We start from the raw sequence: 23,066 nt of genomic DNA, 5'->3' as shown, positions 1-23,066 counted from the left end.
CTCCGAGCAGGAGAGTTTTCTTCTCAATTGTGCAAGAGTAATAGCGTGCGCTCACTCGTGGCAGCGATTGCCGCGTTGCTCGGCATGACGGTATTGACGGCACCACCCGCCGCCGCGGGCCCGACGGTGTGCGACTATCCGGCCTGCACGCCCGGAATCACCCCGAACGTCGTCCTCGGCGCACCCTGCGACAACACCACCTACTACGTCTTCGGCACCGCCGACTACTACGTCTCGTTCGCTACCGAGCCGGGGCGGCTGATGTTCTGCGGTTCGCCGCGGCGATACGAGCCCAGATGGTTCCGATCACCCCCGATGGCCGGAATCAAGGACGAGAACTCCGACTGCACCAGGTACCCGGAGTACTACGTCGCCCAGGCGCCCGACGGCCTGTTCCTCGTCTGCGTGGCGCAGAACGGTCACGCCCGGTGGGTGCGGGGCGACACCTAAAGGGGCTTAGCGGTAGAAGGTGCGCCGCGGCCACTGGGCGCGCCGCCGGTGCCGTCGCCGCCCGCGCCTCCGTTACCGAAAATCTGCGCTTTACCGCCGTTGTCACCGCTGTTACCGGCCCCGTCGTTTCCGCCGGATTGGCCCCTGCCCCCAGCCCCGCCCTGCCCGGCGTTGCCGCCCGCCCCGCCTGAACCGATCACTCCGGCATTGCCGTCGTCGCCTCCGGCTCCGCTGTTGCCTCCATGCCCGCCAGCCACACCACCCCTTGAGTTCCCGCCTGAGAACCCGTACCGCCAGTCCCGCCATCGCCGAACCAGCGCGCGGCGCCACCGGCACCACCGGTCCCACCGGTTCCGCCGGACCTGCCAACGCTATTGCCTTCGCCCGGGCTACCGGATCCGCCGGCCTCGCCATTGCCGCCGTCGCCGAATAGCCCACCCGCTCCGCCGTTGCCGCCATGGCCGAAAAACCCTGCCGCACCACCGTTTTCGCCGTTTTGGCCTGCGGCCCCGGATCCGCCGTTGCCGATTAACCATCCGCCGGCCCCGCCGTTTTGCCCGGTGCCTGCGGCGCCGTTGGCGCCATTGCCGATCATTCGGCGTCCGACGAGCCACTCGCTGTCGGTATTTGCTGTCTTGAGCGCATTCTGCGCTGCATTCTCGATCTCGGTGGCCCAGTACTTCCCAGCGCTGCCGTTGAGGAGGTCGACAAACCGCTGGTGCAGCCACTCATAGTCTCTGCTGAATGCTTGCCAGGTCTGGCCGTGGCTGGTCAGTAAGGCGGCGATATCTGCTGATATTGCATCGGCGCCAGCGGGTAGTGGCCCCGTAGTCGGAATGGCCGCGGCGGCGGTTGCCTCGCTAAAAACCGAGCCGATACCTGCCAAATTTGTTGCAGCGTTTTCCAGAGCCTGGGGCATTATGGTCACAAATGACACAGCGCATCCTCCTCGTATTTGCCATCGGCGGATGCGGTTGCTTGCGTCGTTGGCAGGGGGGCGGCAGTGACCCGAGTCCTTGCACGGCAGAACTGGACAGCACACTGGGCTGTGATCCGGCCCAGGTCGGCGGCACCGATACCGCTCCGAGCGTGTTGGCCTGACCCAATGCTGCGGACACTCCGCCATCGGGCATTCCAGCCCCGCCGACCCGGGGCAGTGCCATGGCGGAACCAGCACCGCCAGCAAGCGGCGATGCCGACAACGACAAACCGGTGGCTCCCAGACCAGTGGCTGCACCGCCCAATCCGGCGGTAGCCCCGCGTGCGCCTGACACCAGGATCATCGACGGCGACATTTCCGAGGTGTTTTCTGTTAGGTCGAGACGAATGGCGCGAATCATACTGCTAACGGTCGGTCCGACCTCCTCGAACGTCCACCAGATTGGTGCTTAAGCGAGCATTTCAATCGAGCTGAAAGAAACTATCGCCTCGGCGATTCCAGATATCAAACTGATAATGTCTATCATGCAGTACACAGCATTCATCAACATGCGGCTTCGGGCGCAAAGCGTCGGCCACGGTTTTGCCGAAGTTGGTTGGTTGTGGACGTTGAACGGCGAAAGTGCTTGTCCCGCAGTGCTCAAGCTGGCGCCCGACGGATAACCCGCTCGAGCGATCCCTCACCCCACTTCGGTGGGATCGGCCCAGTCGCGCGCGCCGACGAGGCGGCGGGTGATGCGGCGCAATTGCGAACGCAGTGCCTCGTCGTCGATTTCGGCGACCAAGGGGTGCATCACGCCGACGGCAATCGCTCCTGACAGCATCGCCGCCGAAACCCGCGCGTCCTCGGCGGCGTCGTCGACGAGCACGCCGTAGAGCCGGGCTATGAAGTGCTGAAACGGTTGGTGCTGGGCCAGCAACCGCACGATGACCGGGTCGAACTGCAGCGTGCTCGCCGCCCCCCGGCGTTCGACCGCCATATCGATCACCCGATCCAGCAGCAGCTCGCGTGCCCGCGGTTGGCCGGCCTGGGTTTCGGCGGCCTCCAGTGCCTCTTCCAGGCCGCCGAGCTCACGTTCGGTGAGGGCGATGACGATCTGCTCTTTGGTTTTGAATTGGTGGTACACCGCTGCTTTGGTAACCCCGATGGCGTCGGCGATCATCTGCAGCGACGTACCGCCGACGCCGTGCTCGGCGATCAGTTGCAGTGCCGCATCCAGAATGCGGGTCTGCGCGGGGCTGCGGGTGATGAAGCGGAACTGGCCGGTCGGCGGCGTGAACACCACATCGAGAGCCTAGCCGATCGGCTATTGACCGCAGATAGCCGATCGGCTAGCTTCGCTGAGAAGCCGCACCCCGCGATCGCCCAACGACCCGCGGACCGGAAGGAGTCCCCGATGTCCGGCACCGGTGAGCACCGAATAGCCCCGCCACCGGCGTCACGGCGTACCGATGGCGAGCTGATCCTGTTGTGGACGGTGCCCGCCGTGGTGATCATCTGGGTCTCGGCGTTCCTGTTGTTTCCAGGCTTTACGCCACCGATGTCGCCCAGAATGCCGGCCGAACAGGTGGCCGCCTTCTATCGGGAAAACCAGTCCGGGGTCCGCTACAGCATGATCCTGTTCAACTGGTTCTGCGTGGGCCTGATCCCGGTCCTGATCCTGCTGGTGATGCAGATTCGCCGGATGGCTCACCGCACACCGATCTTTTCCTACTGCATGCTCGGGTGCGTGGCCGGCGGTCCCACCCTGTTTCTCATCGCCAACGTCTGTTGGTTGCTGGCCGCGTTCCGCCCGGAACGCAACCCCGAGCTGACCCAGATGTTCAACGATCTGGCCTGGCTCACCTTTACCACGCAGGTGCCCTTCCTCATCGGGCAGAGCGTGATTCTTGCCCTGGCGATCTACTTCGACGATCCGTCGCATCCGGTATTCGGCCGGTGGGTGGCTCATTTCAATCTGCTCATCGCCGCCGCGCTGGTGCCGGCGGCGTTCGCCGGCCTGACCCCGTCCGGCCCCTTGGCGTGGGACGGAGCGTTGTCGTTCTGGCTCAAGAACATCGCCATCGCGGTGTGGATAGTGGTGTCGGCAGTCGTCCTCGGCCAGGCTGTTTACCGGGAGCGCGCCGACGAATCTGCGGGCGCATGATCGCAGTGGCGACACAGCCCAAGCGCGAGTTGTGGCTGGCCTGGTGGACGCTCGTGGTCTTCTACAACTTGTTCGTCCTGGTGTTTTTCGTGCTGACCCGCACCCAGCCCCCGCCAGACCCCTCGTGGGACACACCGAGGATCGTTCGGTGGTTCCAGGACAACCACTTTGGGATACTCATCGGCTTTGCCATCATGTTCGTCATCGCCGGCATGACGACCATGAGCAATGCGCTCATCGCCTATTCCATGCGCCGCATGTCGGTCAGCTCCGCATTCGCGTACTCGTACCTGGTGTTGTACTCGCTCAGCGCGATTCCCGGAATGATGCTGATGTGCATTGTGCTCACCGCGGGGGCGATGCGCCCCAACCGCGATCCAGAACTGATCGGTTGGCTCTACGACTTCGGCTTCCTGTCCTTCATCGGGACCATGGGGGTGTTCCTGATCGGCTCGCTGGTGTGGATGCTCGCCATCCTGATCGATAAGAACCAGGTTTTCCCAAAGTGGTTCGGCTACCTCAACCTCTGCAACGCGCTCACCGAGATCGTGGTCTCTCCGGCCTGGATTTTCCGCCGGGGCGTCCTGGCCTGGAACGGGCAGATCGCCTGGTGGCTCGACATGGTCGTATTCGGTATCTATACGGGCGTTTTCATCGTCCTGCTGCGGCGGATGATCCAGCGTGAGAACTTCGGTACCGGGACGCTACCCAAGCTTGCGCCCGGGAAGGTGGTCGCGCTATGACCGCGGGTGCGAACAAGACGCCCAGGTTCGTCCCCGGCCAACCGGACATGTGGGCCTTCGTGCTGTTCGAGACACTAGTATTCACTGCTTATTTCAGCTTCTACCTGTTCTACCGCACCCAGAGCCCCGAGCTCTTCCTGCGCTCCCAGGTGCAGCTGGACCTGCGTATCGGGGTATTCAACACACTTATTCTGCTGCTGAGTTCCTGGTCGGTGGCACGATGTGTCCAGTCGGCCCGCGCCCACGCATACCGGGCAGCGCTCACCGACGCCTTTCTCACCGCGTTCTTCGGCCTGGTGTTCCTGGGCGCCAAGGTGTTGGAGTGGGCCAGGCAGATCCGGATGGGCAATTCCTTGACCGCTAACGACTTCTTCACTTATTACTTCTTTCTCACCGGTATCCACTTCGCGCACCTGCTGATCGGATTCGTCGTCATCGGAGTCGCGGTGTATCAGCTGTGGGGCTCGGCACGAACAGGTCAGGGGTCTCGGGGATCTCAGCAGTTGGTCGAGACCTGCGCCACGTACTGGCACACAGTCGACTTCCTCTGGGTGCTGATTTTCGCACTGCTGTACGTGGTGAGGTGATCCGAAATCAGATTCAACAAGCGGCTGCTGGTCGTCTGGGTGGTGCTGGCGTCATTGACGTTCTCGTACCTGTGGTTTGATTACGCTGTCGACGGAACCCCGAAGGCCGGCGCGGTCATCACGTCGAGCGTGATCGTGATCGCACTCATCAAGGTACGCATCATCTTTCGCGAGTTCATGGAAGTCAGGCAGTCTCCCGCGATGCTGCGCCACCTGACGGACGCGTGCGTGCTGGTTGTCGGGGCTGCGCTGCTGGGCAGCTATCTGGTCGGGATGATGCTCCACTAGGACAGTTGTTGACTTTGTCCTGGCCCGGCGATCACATGCACGATTTGCCTGCCTTTCGGCGACAAGCCAAGGTGCGCAACGAATTTTTCGCGTAAGGCCGGGCGCAAACCAACATTCGGTATCCGTGCGGATTGATGTGGCTGATGTGAAAGTAGCAGTTGACTCCTACAACTCGGGGCACCAGATCAGCGCCATCCTGGGTCCGTCGCGGGGATGCACGCTTGCACCGACGGGGCCTGGGTTTTCGCGCCCTCGGGGATGGCGATGGCGCAAGCTCACGGAGTCGGTCCGGTCCAGTGGCGTGCAGATAGCCGGCCCCAACTCATCGCTTCGCGCAAATCGGAAAGTGTTCCTAAAACCGCAGATTCATCCAATGCCGCCGAGGACCAACAAGTAGACACGAGTGGCGTAATGATATTGACCCACTGGGCGTGGACGTGCATGATGATGCTACGAAGATCACAGTTTAATAACGGTCAGATCTCTTTTGCGTCGCGCCGCCAGGGAGGTGTGCCTCCACGCTGGAGAGCATCTGGCAGGTCCGCTGATAGCCGAGAACCTATGAGAAGTAGGTGGCCCCGTGACATTCGTGATTGCAGCACCAGAGATCATTTCCTCAGCGGTCTCGGATCTGGCCGACGTGGATTCGGCATTGAGCGCAGCCAATACGGCGGCGGCGGTTCCGACCACCACGGTGCTGGCTGCCGGTGCTGACGAGGTGTCGGCCGCGATCGCGTCGCTGTTCGCCGGCTACGCCCGCGACTATCAGTCGCTCAGCGCTCAGGCGGCGACGTTCTACCAGAAGTTTGTGCAGGCGCTGAGTGGCGCGGGAAATTCCTATGCGGTTGCCGAGGCGGTCAATGCTTCGATAGTGCAGACCATCGAGCAGGACCTACTGGGTCTGATCAACGCGCCGGCCCTGGCATTGCTGCATCGCCCGCTGATCGGCGACGGCACCGACGGTGCAGCGGGCAGCGGGCAAAACGGCGGGCCGGGTGGGCTGCTGTTCGGCAACGGTGGCAACGGCGGGTCCGGCGCTCCCGGACTACCGGGCGGCCGGGGCGGTGATGCCGGACTGGTCGGCAACGGTGGCCAGGGCGGTGCGGGCGGGAACGCCATGCTCGATGCCTCGGGGGTGCCGGCCGGCAACGGCGGGGCCGGCGGCGCCGGCGGCCACGGCGGGCTGTGGTACGGCAACGGCGGTAACGGCGGTAACGGCGGCAACGGCATCAACGGCGGCGCGGGTGGGGCCGGCGGGCAAGGTGCGCCATTGTGGGGTCATCCGGGCGCCAACGGCGTTGACGGCACGAGCACCGGCGGCGGCACCACCGGCACCGGCACGGATGGCGGTACCACCGGTGGGGGCACCGGCACCGGCGGCGGCACCACCGGCACCGGCACCGGCACCGGCGGCGGCACCACCGGCACCGGCACGGATGGCGGTACCACCGGTGGGGGCACCGGCACCGGCGGCGGCACCACCGGCACCGGCACCGATGGCGATACCACCGGTGGGGGCACCGGCACCGGCACCGATGGCGGTACGAGCACCGGGATAGCGGCGACATACAGCATGGGGTCGCAATGGGATAACGGCTTCACCGGCAGCTACACCATCACCAATTCGGGCGCGACGTCGCAGACCAACTGGCAGCTCCAATTCGATTTGCCGGCAAATGAATCCGTTACAGGTGTGTGGAACGGACAGGTTGCCCAGTCCGGCACGCAATACGTCATAACGCCGGCGTCGTGGAATCAAACGATTGCACCAGGCAGTTCGGTCACAGTTGGCTTCGAAGCAACCCGGACCGGCGCTTACTCGCCGCCGACCAACTTGTTGATCAACGGACAACCAGTCGCCGGGGGCACGGGGACTGGCACCGGGACCGGCGGCACCGGCACCGGGGGTACCGGTACTGGGGGCACCGGCACCGGGGGCACCGGCATCGGTGGGACTGGCACCGGTGGGACCGGCACCGGCGGGACGGGAACGGGGGGGACGGGCACCGGGGGGACCGGCACCGGGGGTTCGACGTCGGGCCAATACTCGCCTTACGTCGACATCACGCTGTATCCCGGACCTAACGGATACGACTTTTCCTCCGCCGCGCAGGCGGGAGTCAAGAACGCCACGTTGGCCTTCATCACCGCCGACCCGAATGGTCAGGCGGCCTGGGGAGGATATTCGGCTTTCGACGTCACCGGCGGCTCCCAGAGTTCGTTCATCAACAACCAGATCGCCAACATGCACAGCGCGGGCATCAATGGGACCATCTCCTTCGGGGGCGCGGCCGGCACCGACCTTTCGGCCGTCAGCGGTCAGACCCCCACAGCGCTGGAGCAGCAGTTCCTGTCGGTGGTGAATACCTACAAGATCTATCACCTCGACTTCGACGTCGAAGGCGCGTTGCAAGGCAACACCCAGGCGCTGACGACACAAGCGAAAGCCATCGCCCTGCTGCAGCAGCAGGAGGCGGCCAATGGCACGCCAGTGACCGTCTCCTATACCCTTCCGGTGCTGCCGACGGGGCTGGTGCCGGGTCAGGGTGGCGGACTGAACGTGCTCCAAATCGCCACGGCCAACGGTGTCAACATCTCCCGGGTGAACATCATGGCCATGGATTACGGCCCCGGTTTCGATCAGCCCGGGAATCCGGGGATGGGCACGTACGCGATCGACGCGGCGACGGCGACCCACGGTCAGTTGATGACGTTGTATCCATCGCTGACCAGCGAGCAGGCGTGGTCGATGCTCGGGGTGACGCCGCTCATTGGAATCAACGACGATCCGAGCGAGGTCTTCACCCTCGCCGACGCGCAACAGCTGACCACGTTCGCGGTACAAAACCACATCGGCGAATTGTCCATGTGGGAGCTCCCGCGCGACACCACAGGCACATTGGGCGCAGTAGATGCCGTCGACGGCAGCGGAGTGGCGCAAACCCCCTTCGAGTTCTCCAAGATTTTCGAGCAGATCGAAGCCGGCTCCCAACTTTGATGCCGGTCGCTGAACGGGGCGGCCCGAAGACGCCCTGGACTCCGGAAGCCGCTGTGCCACAGGCTTTTCGGGAATCACCCGACGGGAGCGTCGGGGTCGAGCGGTTACCCCGTCGGCGTGAACGTCAGGTGTAGTTCGGTGAGGCCGCGCAGGATATAGGTCGGTTCATAGCGATAGCGGCGATCGCCTGCCGGCCCGTGTCTGGCCTCGTCGACGGCGATGTCGGCCATCCGGTCGAGGATGCGCTCGATCGAAACACGGCCCTCGACGCGGGCAAGCGGTGCGCCGGGGCAGGAGTGGACCCCTCGGGCAAAGGCCATGTGTTCGCGAACGTTCTTTCGGTCCAGGCGAAACTCGTGCGGATTGTCGAACCTGCGCGGGTCGCGGTTGACGGCCCCGGGCAACACCACCACGACGGTGCCGGCCGGGATGTCGACCCCGGCGACGGTGGTGGACCGGCGGGCGAGCCGCGAGTCGCTCTTGACCGGGCTCTCCAGGCGAAGCGATTCCTCGATGAACGACGGAATCAGGCTGCGGTCCTCACGGAGCCGCTCCTGGATGTCGGGCCGCTCGACCAGCACCTGCAGCGCGGCGCTGAGCAGTTTGGCCGTTGTTTCCTGCCCGGCGGCGAAAAGGAATGTGGCCGAACGGACTACGTCAATGACCTCGGGTGTGGATCCGTCCGGATACTTTGCCGTCGCAAGCGCGGTCAGCACGTCGTCACGCGGTTCGCGGCGGCGGTCTTCGATGTAGCTGCTGAACTTCTCGTCGAGCCACTGCAGCGGGTTGGTGCCGACCGATTCGTGGTCGAGCCCGCCCACCCGCGAGCCGGGACGCTCGGCGCCCAACATGACGCGAAACTCCTTGTGGTCGTCTTCGGGAACACCCAGTAGGTCGGCAATCACCAGGGTGGCAAAGGGTTTGGAGTATTCGCTGATGAACTCGCACCGGCCGTTGCCCAGGAACTCGTCGAGCTGGCGGTCGGCCAGGCGCCACATGAACTCCTCGTTCTGTTTCAGGCGGCTGGGCGTGAGCAGCCGGCTCAGCAATGACCGGGCCCGGGTGTGATCCGGCGGGTCCATCGTGACCATGTGCTCATACATCGGGAACTTCTCGCGGTGCTGGTCGATCTGGGCGTTGATGTCGTCACCCGCGGGCTCGAAGGGCAGCGGCGGGAACGGTCCGCCCAGTGCGACGCAATTGGAAAAAGAATCGGTGTCCTTGTAGACCGCGGCGGCCTCTTCGTACCCGGTGACGGCGACGACGCCGTGATGCGGCAGCCTCAGTACCGGGTTGCGGCTGCGCAAGTAGTCGAAATACGGGTACGGGTCGGGAACCAGCGACGGGTCGGTGAAAAAGTCGATCGAATCGTAGTCGCTCATGTCGCGCGTGCCTCCCGCAGCTGGGTTGCCGAATGGGCCGTCGGCGGCGATAGCTTCCGCCGCCCGAATCCGACGATGTGCTGAGCACCTGCTTAGCATGGCGCTATTGTCATGGTCAAGGCGGCCCGCCCGGCAACCACGGCGACGTCGCTACGATCGGCGTGGTCGACATAGAGGCATCGAAAATACGGAGTGAGGGCATGACATCGGCTCGCCGGATCGGGGCGCCGGACGCGAAGAATCGCGGACTGTTGCTCGACGCGGCCGAGCAATTGATGCTCGAAGAGGGCTATGCGGCAGTGACTTCGCGCCGTCTGGCTGGCAAGGCGGGGTTGAAGCCGCAATTGGTGCACTACTACTTCCGCACGATGGATGACTTGTTTCTGGAGGTGTTTCGGCGCCGCGCCGAAGCTGGTCTGCGGGTGCAGGACCGGGCGCTCGGGTCGGCGCAGCCGCTGTGGGCGCTGTGGCGGTTCGGCACCGAGCCCGGATTCGCAAAGATGACAATGGAATTCATGGCCCTGGCCAACCACCGCAAGGCGATGCGGTCGGAAATCGCTTACTACGCGGAACGTTTCCGCGAACGGCAGCGGGTGGCGTTGACGGCCGCGCTGCAGCGCTACCACGTCGACACCCAGGACGTGCCGCCGGTGGTGTGGACGGTCCTCATGACGAGCATTTCGCGATTTCTGGTGATCGAGCAGGGGCTTGGCATGTCGGGCGGGCATGCCGAAACCGTGGCAGTGGTCGAGCGCTACCTGCGTCGCCTGGAAGGTGAGCCACAGCCACCCGAGGGGTAAGCGCCGGCCGCCGAATCACCAGTTGCGCAGCGAACAGAGCACGCCGCGGGGACCGTCCTTGGCGACGACGACGACCCCGTCCACGGCGATCTCGCAATGAAACATCGGCGTGCCCGGTTCCGGGCCGGTGCTGGCGGTGACGGTGGCCCACTGGTCGGGGTTGGCCAGCATGACCTGCATGGTCCACGGCCTGTCCGGAGCGATGTCGGCCTGGATGTTCGGCGTGAATTGGTATGGATTGTGGCTGTAGTCGGAAAAGACGGCCGGGTCCTGGTCCTGGTAATAGATGTCGGCGTAAATCGGGTTCTTCGCCGAGACCGTGTACCGGACCTGATGCATGGGTGTGTCGTCGGCGTGTGACCGGCCGGTGCCTACCGCGAGAGCCGTGCCCGTCAGCAACACCGCGAGGCCGCAACCCAGCCGCCGCGTCGTCGTGGTCATATCGCGCCTCCAGCTGGCCGGCGGGGACCGGATGTGCGGTTCATCACCCGCGCTGCGGCCTGCCAATGAGGCTCCGCCACCCACAGTCGTGCAAAGGATGCTATCGCTTCATCAGCCGAAACACCGCTGATTACCCGCTTGATCTCGGTCGCCGGGTGGCGCGCCAGGGCTGCGGCAACCGATCGCCACCCGCGATCCGGTGAGTCGAACGAGGCCCGGGGCAGCACCAGATCCACCAGGCCGATGCGTTCGGCCTCGACGGCGTCGAGCGCCGTTCCCGTGCCGGCCAGCAGCAGCGCCCTGCTCTTCCCGACCAGCGCGGCCAGTCGCTCGGCGCCGCCCCAGGCCGGCATGATCTCCAGCTCCACCTGATTGAACGCGATCTTGATGTCGTCGGCGGCAATCCGGATGTCTGCGGCGACAGCCACCTCGGCGCCACCGCCGAAGGCGTGGCCGTTCAGCACGGCGATCACCGGAGCCGGAAAAGCCGCGAGCTGGTCGCAGATGGCGCGCATCCGCTTCGCCATCGCCGCGGCGTGCTCCTCGGTTCTTAGCACGCTCAGCTCCTTGAGGTCCCCGCCCGACACGAAGGCTCGGTCCCCGGCGCCCTTGATCACCAGCGCTCGCGCACCCGCCGCCGCCTCCAGCGCCGTCTCGAGCTGGTCCATGGTGTCGAGCGCGATGGCGTTGCGGGCGTGCGGGCGGTCGATGGTGAGCACCGCCAACCCGGTGCCGGACTTGTCGAACTCGAGGTCCACCATGCGTCGATGCTTCCGGGGCGAGCGGGCGATATTGGTATTCTCTCATCCGGAGAATAGCATCATCGCTGAGACTCAAGCTCTCCCTGCGCAGCATCCGAGGTGGCACGTGCAACACCGAATCGGGGCAGTGAGCACAGCGGCCGTAGCGGCACTGTCGGTAGCCGTTCTCGGGGCCTGCGGCGCGCCGTCAGCCGCTCGCATCTCCAGCACCGCAACGGTGAGTGTCAACGGCAACGAGGTGCGGCCACACCTCGTCAGGTGCGTTCAGTTGGAGTGGTACCGGACGATCGAGGTCGGTAACGGTGACTCGGGAGCCACCGTGGTCATCGATCAATGGGCCGTACCGATTACCGCCAAGTCGGTGCGCATCCGCAATCTGGCCGGTTTCACCGGCCTGTACTCCGAAGGTGACGGTGGCAGCGCCAAGGCCGGCTTCGGCGACAGCGGGTTTACCGTCAGCGGTACTGCCGACGGCTTCAACACCGTTGCACCCAACCAGCCGGCTACCGCCGAGTTTCGGATCGTCGCCCGCTGCTGATCAACGCCACAGTGGCGCCCGTTGCGACCGCGCGGGCAAGAGAATAATATTCTCCCAAATCGCGAAGGAGGATTTCATGTCGTCGGGCATGCTGTCATATCCGCTGTTCGATGCGGACAATCATCTCTACGAGACCGAGGAATCGCTCACCAAGTACCTGCCCCAGCAGTACCGGAACGTGATCCAGTACGTCCAGGTGAAGGGGCGGACCAAGATCGCGATACGGGGCCAGATCAGCGACTACATCCCCAATCCCACCTTCGAGGTGGTCGCCAGGCCGGGGGCGATGGAGGAGTACTTCCGGGTGGGTAACCCGGAGGGCAAGAGCCGCCGGGAGATCTTCGGCGAGCCGATGCGTTCGATCCCGGCGTTTCGCGAACCCGGCCCGCGGCTGGAGCTGATGAACGAGTTGGGCGTCGACCGCAGTTTGATGTTCCCGACATTGGCCAGCCTGGTCGAAGAACGCATGCGCGACGACCCGCTGCTCATCCACGTGGTCGTGCACGCGCTGAACCAGTGGCTGGACGAGGTGTGGGGTTTCAACTATCAGAACCGCATCTTCACCGTGCCGGTGATCAGCCTGCCGATCGTGGAGAAGGCGATCGACGAGCTGGACTGGGTGGTGCAACGCGGCGCCCGGGCGGTTTTGGTGCGGCCGGCCCCGGTTCCTGGGTACCGCGGTCCAAGGTCGTTCGCGCTGCCGGAGTTCGACCCGTTCTGGCAGCGCTGCGTCGAGCACGACGTACTGGTGGCCATGCATTCCTCAGACAGCGGCTACGCCCGCTATACCGCGGAGTGGGACGGCGGCGACAAGGAGATGCTGCCCTTCCAGACCAATGCATTCGCGATGCTCAACGAGTGGCGCCCGGTGCAGGATGCGGTGGCGTCCTGGGTGATTCACGGTGCGTTGTACCGTTTCCCGCGCCTCAAGGTCGCGGTCATTGAGGCCGGGTCGAAGTGGTTGTTCCCGCTGCTGGAACAGCTGGCCGACGTCTACAAGAAGACACCGGAAAGCTTTCCCGGCGGCGACCCGGTCGAAGAGATCAAGAACCGCATCCACATCAGTCCGTTCTACGAGGACGGGATCCGGGACCTCGTCGACCTGATCGGCGTTGACCATGTCCTGTACGGCTCGGACTACCCGCATCCGGAAGGGCTCGCGGCACCGCGGCATTACGCCGATGCGCTGCAGTACCTCAGCGTCGACGATCAGGCAAAGATCATGGGCGGCAACCTCTCTCGCCTCGTGTCGGTATGACGCAGTCGGCGCGGCAGCGCCGGGACGAACCACCATGGGAGACCATCCCCGAGATGGTCCTGAGCGCGGGCGAACGGTTCGGCGACGCCGAAGCCGTCGTCGACGGGCCACTGCGCCTCACGTTCGCCGAATTGGCCGAGCGGGTGCGCCGTGCCGCCGGTGCCTTCGCCGCGGCGGGGGTCAACAACGGCGATCGGGTTGCGATCTGGGCACCCAATTCGGCGGAATGGATCATCGCCGCGTTCGGCCTGCTGACCGCCGGCGGCGTGCTGGTTCCGGTCAATACCCGCTTCAAGACGGCCGAGGCGGCCGACATCATCGGACGCAGCGGCGCCAAGGCCGTGTTGGTTGAAAAGGGTTTTCTCGGAATGGATTTCACAGCTCCTGCCGGTATCCCGGTGGTCGACGTGAAGTCTGGATTCCTCGACAGCGGCAAGCCCTTCGAGCGCGCGGTCAGTGGCTCAGACGTCGCCGACATCATCTACACCTCGGGAACCACCGGGCGGCCCAAGGGTGTGATGATGGACCATGCGCAAACGTTGCGGCACTACGCGGAGTGGTGCGACCGCGCCGACCTGCGCCAGGGCGACCGCTATCTGATCGTCAACCCATTCTTTCATATCTTCGGGTACAAGGCCGGTTGCATCGCGTCGCTGATCCGGGGCGCCACGATCGTCCCGGTGCCGATATTCGAACTCGAAAATGTGCTGAAACTGATTGAGCAGGAACACATTACGATGCTCCCGGGACCGCCGACACTGTATCATTCGCTACTCGGCGCCCAGGGTGGGCGGGACTTGTCGTCGCTGCGGGCGGGCGTGACCGGGGCCGCCGACATTCCGGTGGAGCTGGTCCGGCGGGTGCGCACCGAGCTGCCCTTCCAGACCCTCATGACCGGGTACGGCCTGACCGAGGCGGGCACCGTGACGCTGTCGCGGCCCGAGGATTCGTTCGAGGACATCGCGACCACCGCCGGCGTTGCGTGCGACGGGATCGAGGTGGACATCGCCGCCGACGGCGAGATCCTGGTGCGCGGGTACAACGTGATGAAGGGCTATCTCGACGACCCCGTCGCCACTGCCGAGGCCATCGACGACCAGGGCTGGCTGCACACCGGGGATCTGGGCAGCCTGGACGAGGCGGGCCGGCTGCGCGTCGTCGGCCGCAAGAAGGACATGTTCATCGTGGGCGGATTCAACGCCTATCCGGCCGAGATCGAAGGCTTTCTGTTGGAGCACGAGGCGGTGGCTCAGGCCGCCGTGATCGGAGTCCGCGACGACCGGCTCGGACAGGTGGGAAAGGCGTTCGTCGTCCGCAAAGGTGCGGTCAGCGCTGACGAATTGATCAGCTGGTGCCGCGAGCGCATGGCGGGGTTCAAGGTGCCGCGCTCGGTGCAGTTTGTCGAAGCGCTGCCACTCAACGCCACCGGCAAGGTGGTCAAAGACCAGCTGCGTTGAGCGCGGCGGCAGCATCGGGCTTGTGTCGTCGGGTTTCGCGAGGCTGCGAGCGGGGCGATGTGTTCCGTATAAGAATGCTATTTCCGCTGGATGTAGGATTGTTTGGCCGTGGCTGCGGCGTGACCTCGGGGTGGAAGGTGATGACTTGGCTCTCCAAGGACCGGCGATGCCGAGAGCCGGCGCCAGCACCTGGCCGGTGACCGCAACGTCGGCCCGGGTGCTCGCGTGATATCGGCTTTGGCTAGTAGGGTTGCGCAACAGCGACGTCTGGCCACTGGCGGACCAGGGGTAGAGGAGATCCGCGTTGAGTTACCCGAGCAGTCGCCCCGTCGGGCCGGTGAATCATGAGCGCCGGCAGCAACCAAAACGCCGCTGACCCGAGATCGGTTCTGGTGAGCGGCGACGAAAACGCAAGCACCGCAGCTGAATTGCGGGCATTGGCCGAACAGGCCGAGGCTGAGGCCGCCGAAGCCGAAGCCTTGGCCGCCGCCGCCCGCGCCCGCGCCCGCGCAATTCAGTTGCGCCGCCGGGCCGAAGTCGCCGAAGGCCCGGACGAAGGTCCGGACACCGAAGAAGGGCCGGCCACCGAAGGAGTCGGCGCGGAGGTGTCCAAGGGTGAGCCGGACGCTTCCGAGCCCACCGTATTATCCGAAGTATCCGAAAACGTCGAGGCCGAGCGCGGTTTGGACGGCGGGGGCGAAGGCAGCGACGTCGACGTGTCCGCCGATGCCGATGAGGCGCCGGCGCGGCGCCGGCGCAGGCTGCGGCTCACCCGGTCCGCGGTTGCCGCTGCGCTAGCCGTCATCGTCATTCTGGCCGGGCTGTCGGGCAGCCTGTTCATGCTTGTGAAGCATCGCGATGCCACTCGCCACCGGGATCGAGTGGCTGAGTTCGCCGCAGCTGCGCGACAGGGCGTCGTGACGTTGACATCGCTGGACTTCACCAACGCCAAGCAGGGCGTGCAGCGCATCCTCGACAACTCCACCGGGACGTTCCGCGACGATATGGCAAAGGTGGCAGACGATTTCATCAAGGTGGTCGAACAGTCGAAGGTGGTCGAGCAGGGCACCGTCCAGGCCGTCGCCGTCGACGTGGACACCATGACCGACGACTCGGCGGTAGTACTGGTCGCCTCGACGTCCGAAGTCACCAATGCTGCCGGAGCCAGGCAGGATCCTCGCAAGTTCCGGTTGATCGTGACCATCACCCGCGACGGTGATCAGCTCAAGATGTCGAAAGTCGAGTTCGTGCCATGACCGCGGAGGAAACGTCGATCGAGGAGGCTGCGGAGCCCGACCCGGCCTTGTCAAACGACGACGACCGGCCCGCACGGCCGAAGCGCCGCGCGGGCTGGGTGAGCAAGCTGTCGTCGGGCAAGGTGGTCGCTGCGCTGGTGGCGTTACTGGTGGCGGCCTCGCTGGCGCTGCTGGCAGGACTATATTTCTTCTCCTACCGACCGGATCGCGAGGTCGATGCCCAAGCCGCCAAGTCGGCGGTTGCGGCGGCTACCGATGGCACCATCGCCATCCTGTCGTACTCTCCGGATACTCTGGAGCGCGATTTCTCTTCCGCGAGATCACATCTGACCGGCGACTTCTTGTCGTATTACGACCAGTTCACCCAACAGATCGTCGCACCGGCCGCCAAGCAGAAGTCGGTCAAGACGAGCGCGGTAGTGCTGCGCGCCGCCGTATCCGAATTGCATCCGGACTCGGCCGTCGTACTGGTGTTCGTCAACCAGAGCACCCAGAGTGCCGACCGGCCGGAGCCGACGTTGACGTCCAGCAGCGTGCTGGTCAAGCTGACCAAGGCCGACGGGAAGTGGCTCATCTCCTCGTTTGATCCGGTGTAGATCCGGTGTAGATCCGCGGGTGACGGGAATACGACCATGACCAACGACATCCATTCGATGGTGATCGCGTCCGACTACCGGGTCCCGGATCCGAGCCGAGTGTGGCCGTTGTTGCAGCGCAAGAAGTCGGCGCTGGCCGCTATCGGAGCCCACCACGTCCTGGTCTATACCTCGACCCACGACTACGGCCGCGTCCTGGTGATGATCGGCGTGCACAGCCGCGAACCGATCGTGGAACTGCTGCGCTCGCGGGTCTTCTTCGAATGGTTCGACGCGGCGGGCGTCGCGGACATCCCGGCGGTCTTCGCCGGCGAGATCGTGGACAGGTTCATTGCCGAGACTCCGGCCGCGGGGGCCGCCGGCCGGGCGCCGGGGGTCGTGGTAGCGGGAATCGCGTCGGTGGACGATGTGGCGACACTGACCGCGGAGGTCGGCCTTGCGATGGCGCGGTTCACCGCGGCCGGCATCCGAAAGACGTGGGTTTTCCAGGCTTTCGACGACGAGCACGAGGTCCTGATCCTTCAGGAGTTCCAGGACGAAGAGCGCGCCCGGGCGTGGATCGACCATCCCGACGCCGCGGCCCAGTGGATGGGCCGCGCCGGGGTCGGTGCCTACCCACCGCTGTTCGTGGGCCGGTTTGCCGAGATGATGCGGATCGAGACGGATTGAGCGGAACGCTCGATGTATGTCTGCCTGTGTAACGGCGTCACCAGCCAGATGGTGGCCGAGACCGTTGCTGCCGGCGCCTCGACGACCAAGGATGTCGCCCAGGCCTGCGGAGCGGGCGCCGACTGCGGACGTTGCCGGCACACCATTCGCGCGATCCTTGGTGCTCGTCGAGGCGGTGCTGCCGCGGAGCCGACACCGCACCGGTGCTGAGTCAGCGGCGCGCGGTGCCGTCCGACGACGTGGGCGCGACGAGATCGCTGAGCAGATGCGGGATTTCGAGTCGTGGCAGCACCGCTTCGACGAGCACCAAACGGTCCCGGTGCGCCGCGGCCGCGGTGAGTGCATCGTCGAGTTCGCCGTAGGTCCGCGCCCGAAATGCCAGGTGGTCGGTCACTCCCAGCGCGCTGGGGACGGCGGTCCAGCTCCAGGCGGCGATGTCGTTGTAGGAGGCAGTTTCGCCGTGGATCGCCCGTTCGATGGTGTAGCCGTCGTTGTTGACCACCACGATGACGGGGGACAGGCCCTCGCGGGAGAAGTTGCCGATTTCCTGGACGGTCAGTTGCGCGGCCCCGTCGCCGATCAGCAGTACCGTCCTGCGGTCACGATGCGCCACCGCGGCCCCCAGCGCCGCCGGCAACGTGTAACCGATTGAGCCCCAAAGAGGTTGACCGATGAAGGTGACCCCGTGCGGCAACCGGTGGTCGGCCATGCCGTAGAACGAGGTGCCCTGCTCGGCCAGCACCACATTGCCGGGGGTAAGCGCGTCGTTGACCCGGTCCCACAACATCCGCTGGGTCAGAGGGTCATCGCGCTGCGGAGTCGATGCCGGACGGTGGTCATCCGGAGCCGGCACGGGGGGTGAGGTTATCCCGCGCCCGGTCAGGATCTCGGCGATCGCGCGCAGGGCGGCGCTCATCTCGAGCGGCGCGAACACCCGGCCGGCCACGGTGCTTTGGTACTGGCCGATATCGATGGTGCGCGCCGGGTCGATCCGCTGGCTGAAGAATCCGCTGACCATGTCGGTGAACACCACCCCGGCCGTCACCAGCACGGGCGCCTGCTCGATCGCCGCGCGCACTCGCGCGGCGCTGGCGGCTCCGGCATAGATGCCCAGGAAGTTGGGCGAGCTCTCGTCGAGCAAACTCTTGCCCCACATCAGCGTGGCATGCGGCACCACGTCGGCGGCCAGCAACGCCTCCAGCTCGTCGACCGCCCGCAACCGATGGACCAGCAGGTCGGCCAGCACGGTCAGCTGGTGCTCGCCGATCAGTGCGGCGGCGGCCTCGGTGAACAGTGACAGCGCGCGCGGACTGGTGCCGCCGCCGTAAGGGGGTAGCGGAGCGCCGGGCGGCTCGGTGGGGAAGCGGGCCACGTCGGTGGACAGCAGCAGGTATCCGGGCCGCTTCTGCTCCCGCACCTCACACAGCACCCGGTCGATCTCCCGGCATGCCGTTGCCGGCATGAGATTGGCTTGGGCGCAGGTGATTTCGCGGCTGATCCGAAAGAAGTGCTCGAAGTCGCCGTCGCCGAGCGAATGGTGCAGGGCCCGCCGGGTGCCCTGGGCGTCTTTGGAGGGACCGCCGACGATGTGGACCACCGGCACATGCTCGGCGTAGCTGCCCGCGATCGCATTGGCGGCCGACAGTTCACCGACACCGAATGTCGTTACCACAGCCGACATTCCGCGCAACCGCCCGTAGCCGTCGGCGGCATAGCCGGCGTTGAGCTCGTTGGCGTTGCCCACCCACCGGATGGCCGGATGGGCCACGATATGGTCGAGGAACTCCAGGTTGTAGTCCCCGGGCACGCCGAAGATTTCGGAAACGCCGAGTTCGGCGAGTCGGTCCAGCAGGTAGTCGCCGACGGTGTACACGGGTTCGTTGGGGCCAGCCGCGCGATCGGTCACGAAGACGACGGTACGCCCGGCCGAAACCATTCCGGCAATGACGCGGTCGCGCTATCGTCGGCGCCATGGCAGTCAAGGAATCCCGCGAAGTAGTCATCGAAGCAAGCCCCAAGGAGATCCTCGACGTCGTCGCCGACATCGAGGCAATGCCCGAGTGGTCCGACATCCATCAGAGCGCACAAGTGCTCGAACGTCACGACGACGGGCGACCCCGGCGGGCCCGGATGAAAGTCAAGACCGCCGGGGTCACGGACGAGATCGTGCTCGCCTACACCTGGCGTGACGACGGCGTCACCTGGACGCAGGAAAGCGGGAAGGCTTCTCGTAACCAAGAGGGCGGCTACACGCTCACGCCGGAGGGCGACAAGACCCGGACGAAGTTCGACCTGAGCCTGGATCCGCTGGTGCCGCTGCCCGGCTTTGTGATCAAACGCGCCATCAAAGGGGTCATCGAAATCAATACCGACGGGCTGCGCAAGCGGGTGCTCAAGGTCAAGAAGGGCGGCTAGCCACCGTGACCGGCGGGGGGCCCTTGGCCGGGGTGAAGGTCATCGAACTCGGCGGTATCGGACCAGGTCCGCATGCCGGGATGGTGCTGGCCGACCTCGGCGCCGACGTGGTGCGGGTGCGCCGTCCCGGCGGGTTGACCATGCCGTCGGAGGACCGGGATCTGCTGCATCGCGGGAAGCGGATCGTGGACCTGGATGTCAAGGCGCAGCCGGGTGCGTTGCTGGCGTTGGCCGCCAAGGCCGATGTGCTGCTGGACTGCTTTCGGCCGGGCACCTGCGAGCGGCTCGGCATCGGTCCCGACGACTGCGCGGCGGTCAATCCGCGATTGATCTTCGCGCGCATCACGGGCTGGGGACAGGACGGGCCGCTGGCATCGACGGCCGGCCACGACATCAACTACCTGTCGCAGACCGGTGCGTTGTCGGCGCTCGGTTACGCCGACCGGCCGCCGATGCCGCCGCTGAACCTGGTCGCCGACTTCGGCGGCGGCTCCATGCTGGTGCTGCTGGGCATCGTGGCCGCGCTGTATGAGCGGGAGCGGTCGGGCAAGGGCCAGGTGATCGACGCGGCGATGGTCGACGGGGTCAGCGTGCTGGCCCAGATGATGTGGACCATGAAGGCAATCGGGAGTTTGCGCGACGAACGCGAATCGTTCCTGCTCGACGGCGGCGCCCCGTTCTACGGCTGCTATGAAACCGCCGACGGCAAATACCTGGCGGTGGGCGCCATCGAGCCGCAGTTCTTCGCGGCGCTGCTGGCCGGGCTCGGCCTGAAGGCCGACGACGTGCCCAACCAGCTCGACGTCGGCTCCTACCCGCGGATGCGCGACATCTTCGCCGAGCGGTTCGCCGGCCGGACCCGCGACGAGTGGACCGAGGTCTTCGCCGGCACCGACGCGTGCGTGACTCCGGTGCTGACCTGGAGCGAAGCGGCCGGCAACGCCCACTTGACAGCCCGGTCGACGGTGATCAACGTCGACGGTGTGGACCAGGCCGCACCCGCGCCGCGCTTCTCGCGTACCCCGGCCGGACCGGTCGCGGCGCCACCGGCAGCAACCACGCCGATCGACGAAATAAATTGGTAGTCACCTAATCTTTCGAATTGTCCCGAATACGTCCGCGAATAGGACGGCGTTGCTAGCTTGAGCTTGGTGGCCGTCAAAGCATCGCGGGAGATCATCATCGATGCGCCTCCGGAAGTGGTCATGGAGGCGCTGGCAGATGTGAGCGTGCTGACATCCTGGTCACCGCTGCACAAACGGGTGGAAGTGATCGATTATTACCCGGACGGGCGCCCCCATCACGTGAAAGCCGTGGTCAAAATTCTGGGGCTGGTCGACAAGGAGATCCTGGAATATCACTGGGGCCCGGACTGGATGTGCTGGGATGCCGACCAGACTTTCCAGCAGCATGGCCAGCACATCGAGACCACCGTCAAGCCCGAAGGCGTCGACTCGTCACGGGTGCGGTTCGACATCACCGTCGAACCGGCCGGCCCGATTCCCGGCTTCATCGTCAAGCGGGCCAGCGAACACGTGCTGGATGCCGCGGCGAAGGGGCTGACCGAACTGATCAGCAGCCGCAGCAACCGGGATGATCTGACATAGTTCCGTTTCCGCCGCGCCGCAAGCCGGCCCGTGGTTGCTAACTTGGTGGCAGTGGCTGTCCAAGCGTCGAGCGAAATCGTCATTGATGCGCCCCCTGAGGTGATCATGGAGGCGCTCGCCGACATGGACGCGGTGCCGTCATGGTCTTCGGTGCACAAGCGGGTCGAGGTCGTCGACACCCATCCCGACGGTCGACCGCACCACGTGAAGGTCACCGTCAAAGTGACCGGCATCGTGGACACCCAACTGCTCGAATACCATTGGGGGCCGGACTGGATGGTCTGGGACGCCCACAAGACCGCTCAGCAACACGGGCAGCATGGTGAGTACAACCTGCGCCGCGAGGGGGAAGACAAGACCCGGGTGCGGTTCACGCTCACGGTGGAGCCGTCGGCGCCGCTGCCCGAGTTCTGGATCAAGCGGGCGCGCAAGAAGATCCTGCACGCAGCCCTGGAGGGACTGCGAAATCACGTCATGAAGACCGGATAGCCCCGTCGCGCAGTGCGGCAAGTCGCCTGATCGCCTCGTCGAGGGTATCCTCCCGTTTGCAGAAGGCGAAGCGCACCAGGTGATTCCACAGGTCGGTGTGCTGTGCCGCGGGGTCGCAGAACGCCGACATCGGAATGGCGGCCACCCCCGCCTGCTCCGGCAGCGCCGCGCAGAATGCCGCGCTGTCGTGGTAGCCCAGCGGACGCGGATCGGCGCACACGAAGTAGGTGCCGTAGCTGTCGTGTACCTCGAAACCGATCTCGGTCAATCCCGAGGCCAGCCGATCGCGTCTGGTCTGCAAAGAAGTGCGCAGGGTGGCCACCCAGTCGTCCTGGGTGTTGAGCGCAAGAGCCACCGCCGGCTGAAACGGTGCGCCGCCCACATAGCTTAGGTACTGTTTGGCCGCGCGCACCCCGGAGATGAGTTGTGCAGGGCCGCAGGCCCATCCGATCTTCCAGCCGGTGCAGTTGAACATCTTGGCCGCGCTCGAGATGGTGACGGTGCGCTCGGCCATGCCGTCGAAGGCGGCCAGCGGCAGGTGATCGTGGCCGTCAAACACCAAGTGCTCGTAGACCTCGTCGGTGATCACCAAAAGGTCTGCGGCGACGGCAATCTCCGCGATGGCCGCCAGCTCGGCCCGCCCCAGCACCGCACCGGTCGGATTGTGCGGAGAATTGACGATCAACGCCCGGGTACGCGGCGTCACGGCGCGTCGCAACGCATCGGTGTCCAGGGCGAAGCCCCGGCCATCGGCCACCAGCGGCACGGCCGCCCGATGCGCGCCGGCCATCGCCACGACCGGCGAGTAGGAGTCGTAGAACGGCTCGATCAGCAGTACCTGCGAGCCGGGTTCGACCAGTCCCAGTACCGACGCGGCAATGGCTTCGGTGGCCCCGACCGTGACCAGCACCTCGGTGTCCGGGTCGTAATCGATGCCGAAAAGCCGTCGCCGCTGGGCGGCGATCGCCTGCCGCAGCTCCGCGATGCCTATTCCGGGCGGGTACTGGTTGACCCCGGCGGCGATGGCCTCTTGTGCGGCCCGCAGCATCGCCGGCGGCCCGTCCTCGTCGGGAAACCCCTGCCCGAGGTTCACTGCGCCAACACGCGCGGCCAGCGCCGACATCTCGGCGAACACCGTGGTCGCGTAGGGCTGCAGCCGCGACACCGTCATGGCGATCGAGCTTAAGGCTCAATGTCGGATCGTTCGGGACCGACGGCGATTGTCGACGATCTGCCGGTGATGTT

At 65.5% G+C, this 23,066-nt stretch carries 27 protein-coding genes; 19 read left to right on the top strand and 8 right to left on the bottom strand.

Annotated elements, in window-relative coordinates:
- Positions 1–45: 45 nt before the first annotated feature.
- Positions 46–450: a hypothetical protein gene (locus MKAN_RS09330; RefSeq protein WP_023367588.1), complete on the top strand. Its 405-nt coding sequence runs from the start codon at positions 46–48 to the stop codon at positions 448–450.
- 196 nt (positions 451–646) lie between these two features.
- Here MKAN_RS09330 and MKAN_RS32545 read toward each other — a convergent pair whose 3' ends face one another.
- On the bottom strand, positions 647–1,387 hold the full coding sequence (locus MKAN_RS32545; RefSeq protein ID WP_051754302.1) for a PE family protein: 741 nt from the start codon (positions 1,385–1,387) through the stop codon (positions 647–649).
- The gene (locus MKAN_RS32955) at positions 1,311–1,583 is read right to left on the bottom strand and encodes a PE/PPE C-terminal domain-containing protein (RefSeq protein WP_080691538.1); all 273 of its coding nucleotides are present in this window, start codon (positions 1,581–1,583) and stop codon (positions 1,311–1,313) included. Before MKAN_RS32955 ends, MKAN_RS32545 begins: the two co-directional genes overlap by 77 nt.
- A gap of 331 nt (positions 1,584–1,914) precedes the next feature.
- On the opposite strand from MKAN_RS32955, the gene MKAN_RS30395 reads away from it, so the two are divergent.
- A complete protein-coding gene (locus tag MKAN_RS30395) occupies positions 1,915–2,052 on the top strand; it encodes a hypothetical protein (RefSeq protein WP_155254703.1) in 138 nt (45 codons plus the stop codon).
- Positions 2,053–2,069: 17 nt separating this feature from the next.
- On the opposite strand, the gene MKAN_RS09320 is transcribed toward MKAN_RS30395, so the two are convergent.
- Entirely contained in the window at positions 2,070–2,609 is a 540-nt protein-coding gene (locus MKAN_RS09320; RefSeq protein ID WP_042313530.1) for a TetR/AcrR family transcriptional regulator, read from the bottom strand.
- 177 nt (positions 2,610–2,786) lie between these two features.
- On the opposite strand from MKAN_RS09320, the gene MKAN_RS09315 reads away from it, so the two are divergent.
- The 5 genes from MKAN_RS09315 to MKAN_RS32540 all read left to right on the top strand — a co-directional run bounded on the left by MKAN_RS09315 (position 2,787) and on the right by MKAN_RS32540 (position 8,152).
- The gene (locus tag MKAN_RS09315; RefSeq protein ID WP_023367580.1) at positions 2,787–3,536 is read left to right on the top strand and encodes a hypothetical protein; all 750 of its coding nucleotides are present in this window, start codon (positions 2,787–2,789) and stop codon (positions 3,534–3,536) included.
- Positions 3,533–4,279, top strand: coding sequence for a hypothetical protein (locus MKAN_RS09310; protein ID WP_023367578.1), 747 nt, complete (start codon positions 3,533–3,535; stop codon positions 4,277–4,279). Before MKAN_RS09315 ends, MKAN_RS09310 begins: the two co-directional genes overlap by 4 nt.
- Positions 4,276–4,866 (top strand): cytochrome c oxidase subunit 3, encoded by a 591-nt coding sequence (locus tag MKAN_RS09305; RefSeq protein WP_023367576.1) that lies wholly within the window; start codon positions 4,276–4,278, stop codon positions 4,864–4,866. The genes MKAN_RS09310 and MKAN_RS09305 overlap by 4 nt, the downstream gene beginning before the upstream one ends.
- 6 nt (positions 4,867–4,872) lie before the next feature.
- Positions 4,873–5,154 carry a cytochrome C oxidase subunit IV family protein gene (locus tag MKAN_RS09300; protein ID WP_036393742.1) on the top strand — a complete coding sequence of 94 codons (282 nt, stop codon included), beginning with the start codon at positions 4,873–4,875 and terminating at the stop codon, positions 5,152–5,154.
- A 580-nt stretch (positions 5,155–5,734) separates the two neighbouring features.
- Entirely contained in the window at positions 5,735–8,152 is a 2,418-nt protein-coding gene (locus MKAN_RS32540) for a PE domain-containing protein (protein WP_023367572.1), read from the top strand.
- 104 nt (positions 8,153–8,256) lie between these two features.
- Here MKAN_RS32540 and MKAN_RS09290 read toward each other — a convergent pair whose 3' ends face one another.
- On the bottom strand, positions 8,257–9,534 hold the full coding sequence (locus MKAN_RS09290; RefSeq protein ID WP_023367570.1) for a cytochrome P450: 1,278 nt from the start codon (positions 9,532–9,534) through the stop codon (positions 8,257–8,259).
- Positions 9,535–9,734: 200 nt separating this feature from the next.
- On the opposite strand from MKAN_RS09290, the gene MKAN_RS09285 reads away from it, so the two are divergent.
- Entirely contained in the window at positions 9,735–10,334 is a 600-nt protein-coding gene (locus tag MKAN_RS09285) for a TetR/AcrR family transcriptional regulator (protein ID WP_023367568.1), read from the top strand.
- A 15-nt stretch (positions 10,335–10,349) separates the two neighbouring features.
- Here the strand turns inward: MKAN_RS09285 and MKAN_RS09280 are convergent, their stop codons facing one another.
- Together MKAN_RS09280 and MKAN_RS09275 are read right to left on the bottom strand one after the other, a co-directional pair.
- Entirely contained in the window at positions 10,350–10,673 is a 324-nt protein-coding gene (locus MKAN_RS09280; protein WP_225722926.1) for a hypothetical protein, read from the bottom strand.
- Positions 10,674–10,771: 98 nt separating this feature from the next.
- A complete protein-coding gene (locus MKAN_RS09275) occupies positions 10,772–11,536 on the bottom strand; it encodes an enoyl-CoA hydratase/isomerase family protein (protein WP_023367564.1) in 765 nt (254 codons plus the stop codon).
- Between the two features lie 127 nt (positions 11,537–11,663).
- Here MKAN_RS09275 and MKAN_RS09270 point away from each other — a divergent pair, with 127 nt between their 5' ends.
- The 7 genes from MKAN_RS09270 to MKAN_RS09240 all read left to right on the top strand — a co-directional run bounded on the left by MKAN_RS09270 (position 11,664) and on the right by MKAN_RS09240 (position 17,520).
- A complete protein-coding gene (locus MKAN_RS09270) occupies positions 11,664–12,074 on the top strand; it encodes a lipoprotein LpqH (protein WP_225722877.1) in 411 nt (136 codons plus the stop codon).
- Positions 12,075–12,150: 76 nt separating this feature from the next.
- Positions 12,151–13,332 carry an amidohydrolase family protein gene (locus MKAN_RS09265; protein WP_023367560.1) on the top strand — a complete coding sequence of 394 codons (1,182 nt, stop codon included), beginning with the start codon at positions 12,151–12,153 and terminating at the stop codon, positions 13,330–13,332.
- Complete coding sequence (locus MKAN_RS09260; RefSeq protein ID WP_023367558.1) at positions 13,329–14,789, top strand: FadD3 family acyl-CoA ligase; 1,461 nt, start codon at positions 13,329–13,331, stop codon at positions 14,787–14,789. The genes MKAN_RS09265 and MKAN_RS09260 overlap by 4 nt, the downstream gene beginning before the upstream one ends.
- Before the next feature lie 344 nt (positions 14,790–15,133).
- Positions 15,134–16,045, top strand: a complete 912-nt coding sequence (locus tag MKAN_RS09255; RefSeq protein WP_023367556.1) for a hypothetical protein — start codon at positions 15,134–15,136, stop codon at positions 16,043–16,045.
- Positions 16,042–16,641 carry a hypothetical protein gene (locus MKAN_RS09250; protein ID WP_023367554.1) on the top strand — a complete coding sequence of 200 codons (600 nt, stop codon included), beginning with the start codon at positions 16,042–16,044 and terminating at the stop codon, positions 16,639–16,641. The genes MKAN_RS09255 and MKAN_RS09250 overlap by 4 nt, the downstream gene beginning before the upstream one ends.
- Before the next feature lie 36 nt (positions 16,642–16,677).
- Positions 16,678–17,310, top strand: a complete 633-nt coding sequence (locus MKAN_RS09245; protein ID WP_023367552.1) for a hypothetical protein — start codon at positions 16,678–16,680, stop codon at positions 17,308–17,310.
- 12 nt (positions 17,311–17,322) lie between these two features.
- Complete coding sequence (locus MKAN_RS09240; RefSeq protein WP_036445643.1) at positions 17,323–17,520, top strand: (2Fe-2S)-binding protein; 198 nt, start codon at positions 17,323–17,325, stop codon at positions 17,518–17,520.
- A gap of 1 nt (position 17,521) precedes the next feature.
- Here MKAN_RS09240 and MKAN_RS09235 read toward each other — a convergent pair whose 3' ends face one another.
- A complete protein-coding gene (locus tag MKAN_RS09235; protein ID WP_023367550.1) occupies positions 17,522–19,246 on the bottom strand; it encodes an alpha-keto acid decarboxylase family protein in 1,725 nt (574 codons plus the stop codon).
- A gap of 35 nt (positions 19,247–19,281) precedes the next feature.
- On the opposite strand from MKAN_RS09235, the gene MKAN_RS09230 reads away from it, so the two are divergent.
- The 4 genes from MKAN_RS09230 (at position 19,282) to MKAN_RS09215 (ending at position 21,821) form a co-directional block, all read left to right on the top strand.
- A complete protein-coding gene (locus MKAN_RS09230; RefSeq protein WP_023367547.1) occupies positions 19,282–19,725 on the top strand; it encodes an SRPBCC family protein in 444 nt (147 codons plus the stop codon).
- A 5-nt stretch (positions 19,726–19,730) separates the two neighbouring features.
- Positions 19,731–20,810, top strand: a complete 1,080-nt coding sequence (locus MKAN_RS09225; RefSeq protein WP_023367545.1) for a CaiB/BaiF CoA transferase family protein — start codon at positions 19,731–19,733, stop codon at positions 20,808–20,810.
- Positions 20,811–20,876: 66 nt separating this feature from the next.
- Entirely contained in the window at positions 20,877–21,332 is a 456-nt protein-coding gene (locus MKAN_RS09220; protein ID WP_023367543.1) for an SRPBCC family protein, read from the top strand.
- 51 nt (positions 21,333–21,383) lie between these two features.
- Positions 21,384–21,821 (top strand): SRPBCC family protein, encoded by a 438-nt coding sequence (locus tag MKAN_RS09215; protein WP_036445641.1) that lies wholly within the window; start codon positions 21,384–21,386, stop codon positions 21,819–21,821.
- On the opposite strand, the gene MKAN_RS09210 is transcribed toward MKAN_RS09215, so the two are convergent.
- Positions 21,805–22,992, bottom strand: a complete 1,188-nt coding sequence (locus MKAN_RS09210; protein ID WP_023367539.1) for a pyridoxal phosphate-dependent aminotransferase — start codon at positions 22,990–22,992, stop codon at positions 21,805–21,807. The genes MKAN_RS09215 and MKAN_RS09210 overlap by 17 nt on opposite strands.
- Between the last annotated feature and the right edge of the window lie 74 nt (positions 22,993–23,066).

It is taken from the genome of Mycobacterium kansasii ATCC 12478 (assembly GCF_000157895.3).
In the GTDB taxonomy this organism is placed as follows: domain Bacteria; phylum Actinomycetota; class Actinomycetes; order Mycobacteriales; family Mycobacteriaceae; genus Mycobacterium; species Mycobacterium kansasii.
The sequence above is the reverse complement of the archived record's forward strand: the minus strand, read 5'-3'. Positions and strand labels throughout refer to the sequence as shown.

What these genes read in the sequence shown, in the direction of transcription:
- MKAN_RS32955 (WP_080691538.1), bottom strand. Translation starts at nt 1,583, where the DNA reads ATGCCCGATGGCGGAGTGTCCGCAGCATTGGGTCAGGCCAACACGCTC.
- MKAN_RS30395 (WP_155254703.1), top strand. Translation starts at nt 1,915, where the DNA reads ATGCAGTACACAGCATTCATCAACATGCGGCTTCGGGCGCAAAGCGTC.
- MKAN_RS09315 (WP_023367580.1), top strand. Translation starts at nt 2,787, where the DNA reads ATGTCCGGCACCGGTGAGCACCGAATAGCCCCGCCACCGGCGTCACGG.
- MKAN_RS09310 (WP_023367578.1), top strand. Translation starts at nt 3,533, where the DNA reads ATGATCGCAGTGGCGACACAGCCCAAGCGCGAGTTGTGGCTGGCCTGG.
- MKAN_RS09305 (WP_023367576.1), top strand. Translation starts at nt 4,276, where the DNA reads ATGACCGCGGGTGCGAACAAGACGCCCAGGTTCGTCCCCGGCCAACCG.
- MKAN_RS09290 (WP_023367570.1), bottom strand. Translation starts at nt 9,534, where the DNA reads ATGAGCGACTACGATTCGATCGACTTTTTCACCGACCCGTCGCTGGTT.
- MKAN_RS09285 (WP_023367568.1), top strand. Translation starts at nt 9,735, where the DNA reads ATGACATCGGCTCGCCGGATCGGGGCGCCGGACGCGAAGAATCGCGGA.
- MKAN_RS09280 (WP_225722926.1), bottom strand. Translation starts at nt 10,673, where the DNA reads ATGCATCAGGTCCGGTACACGGTCTCGGCGAAGAACCCGATTTACGCC.
- MKAN_RS09275 (WP_023367564.1), bottom strand. Translation starts at nt 11,536, where the DNA reads ATGGTGGACCTCGAGTTCGACAAGTCCGGCACCGGGTTGGCGGTGCTC.
- MKAN_RS09265 (WP_023367560.1), top strand. Translation starts at nt 12,151, where the DNA reads ATGTCGTCGGGCATGCTGTCATATCCGCTGTTCGATGCGGACAATCAT.
- MKAN_RS09260 (WP_023367558.1), top strand. Translation starts at nt 13,329, where the DNA reads ATGACGCAGTCGGCGCGGCAGCGCCGGGACGAACCACCATGGGAGACC.
- MKAN_RS09255 (WP_023367556.1), top strand. Translation starts at nt 15,134, where the DNA reads ATGAGCGCCGGCAGCAACCAAAACGCCGCTGACCCGAGATCGGTTCTG.
- MKAN_RS09250 (WP_023367554.1), top strand. Translation starts at nt 16,042, where the DNA reads ATGACCGCGGAGGAAACGTCGATCGAGGAGGCTGCGGAGCCCGACCCG.
- MKAN_RS09245 (WP_023367552.1), top strand. Translation starts at nt 16,678, where the DNA reads ATGACCAACGACATCCATTCGATGGTGATCGCGTCCGACTACCGGGTC.
- MKAN_RS09240 (WP_036445643.1), top strand. Translation starts at nt 17,323, where the DNA reads ATGTATGTCTGCCTGTGTAACGGCGTCACCAGCCAGATGGTGGCCGAG.
- MKAN_RS09235 (WP_023367550.1), bottom strand. Translation starts at nt 19,246, where the DNA reads ATGGTTTCGGCCGGGCGTACCGTCGTCTTCGTGACCGATCGCGCGGCT.
- MKAN_RS09230 (WP_023367547.1), top strand. Translation starts at nt 19,282, where the DNA reads ATGGCAGTCAAGGAATCCCGCGAAGTAGTCATCGAAGCAAGCCCCAAG.
- MKAN_RS09210 (WP_023367539.1), bottom strand. Translation starts at nt 22,992, where the DNA reads ATGACGGTGTCGCGGCTGCAGCCCTACGCGACCACGGTGTTCGCCGAG.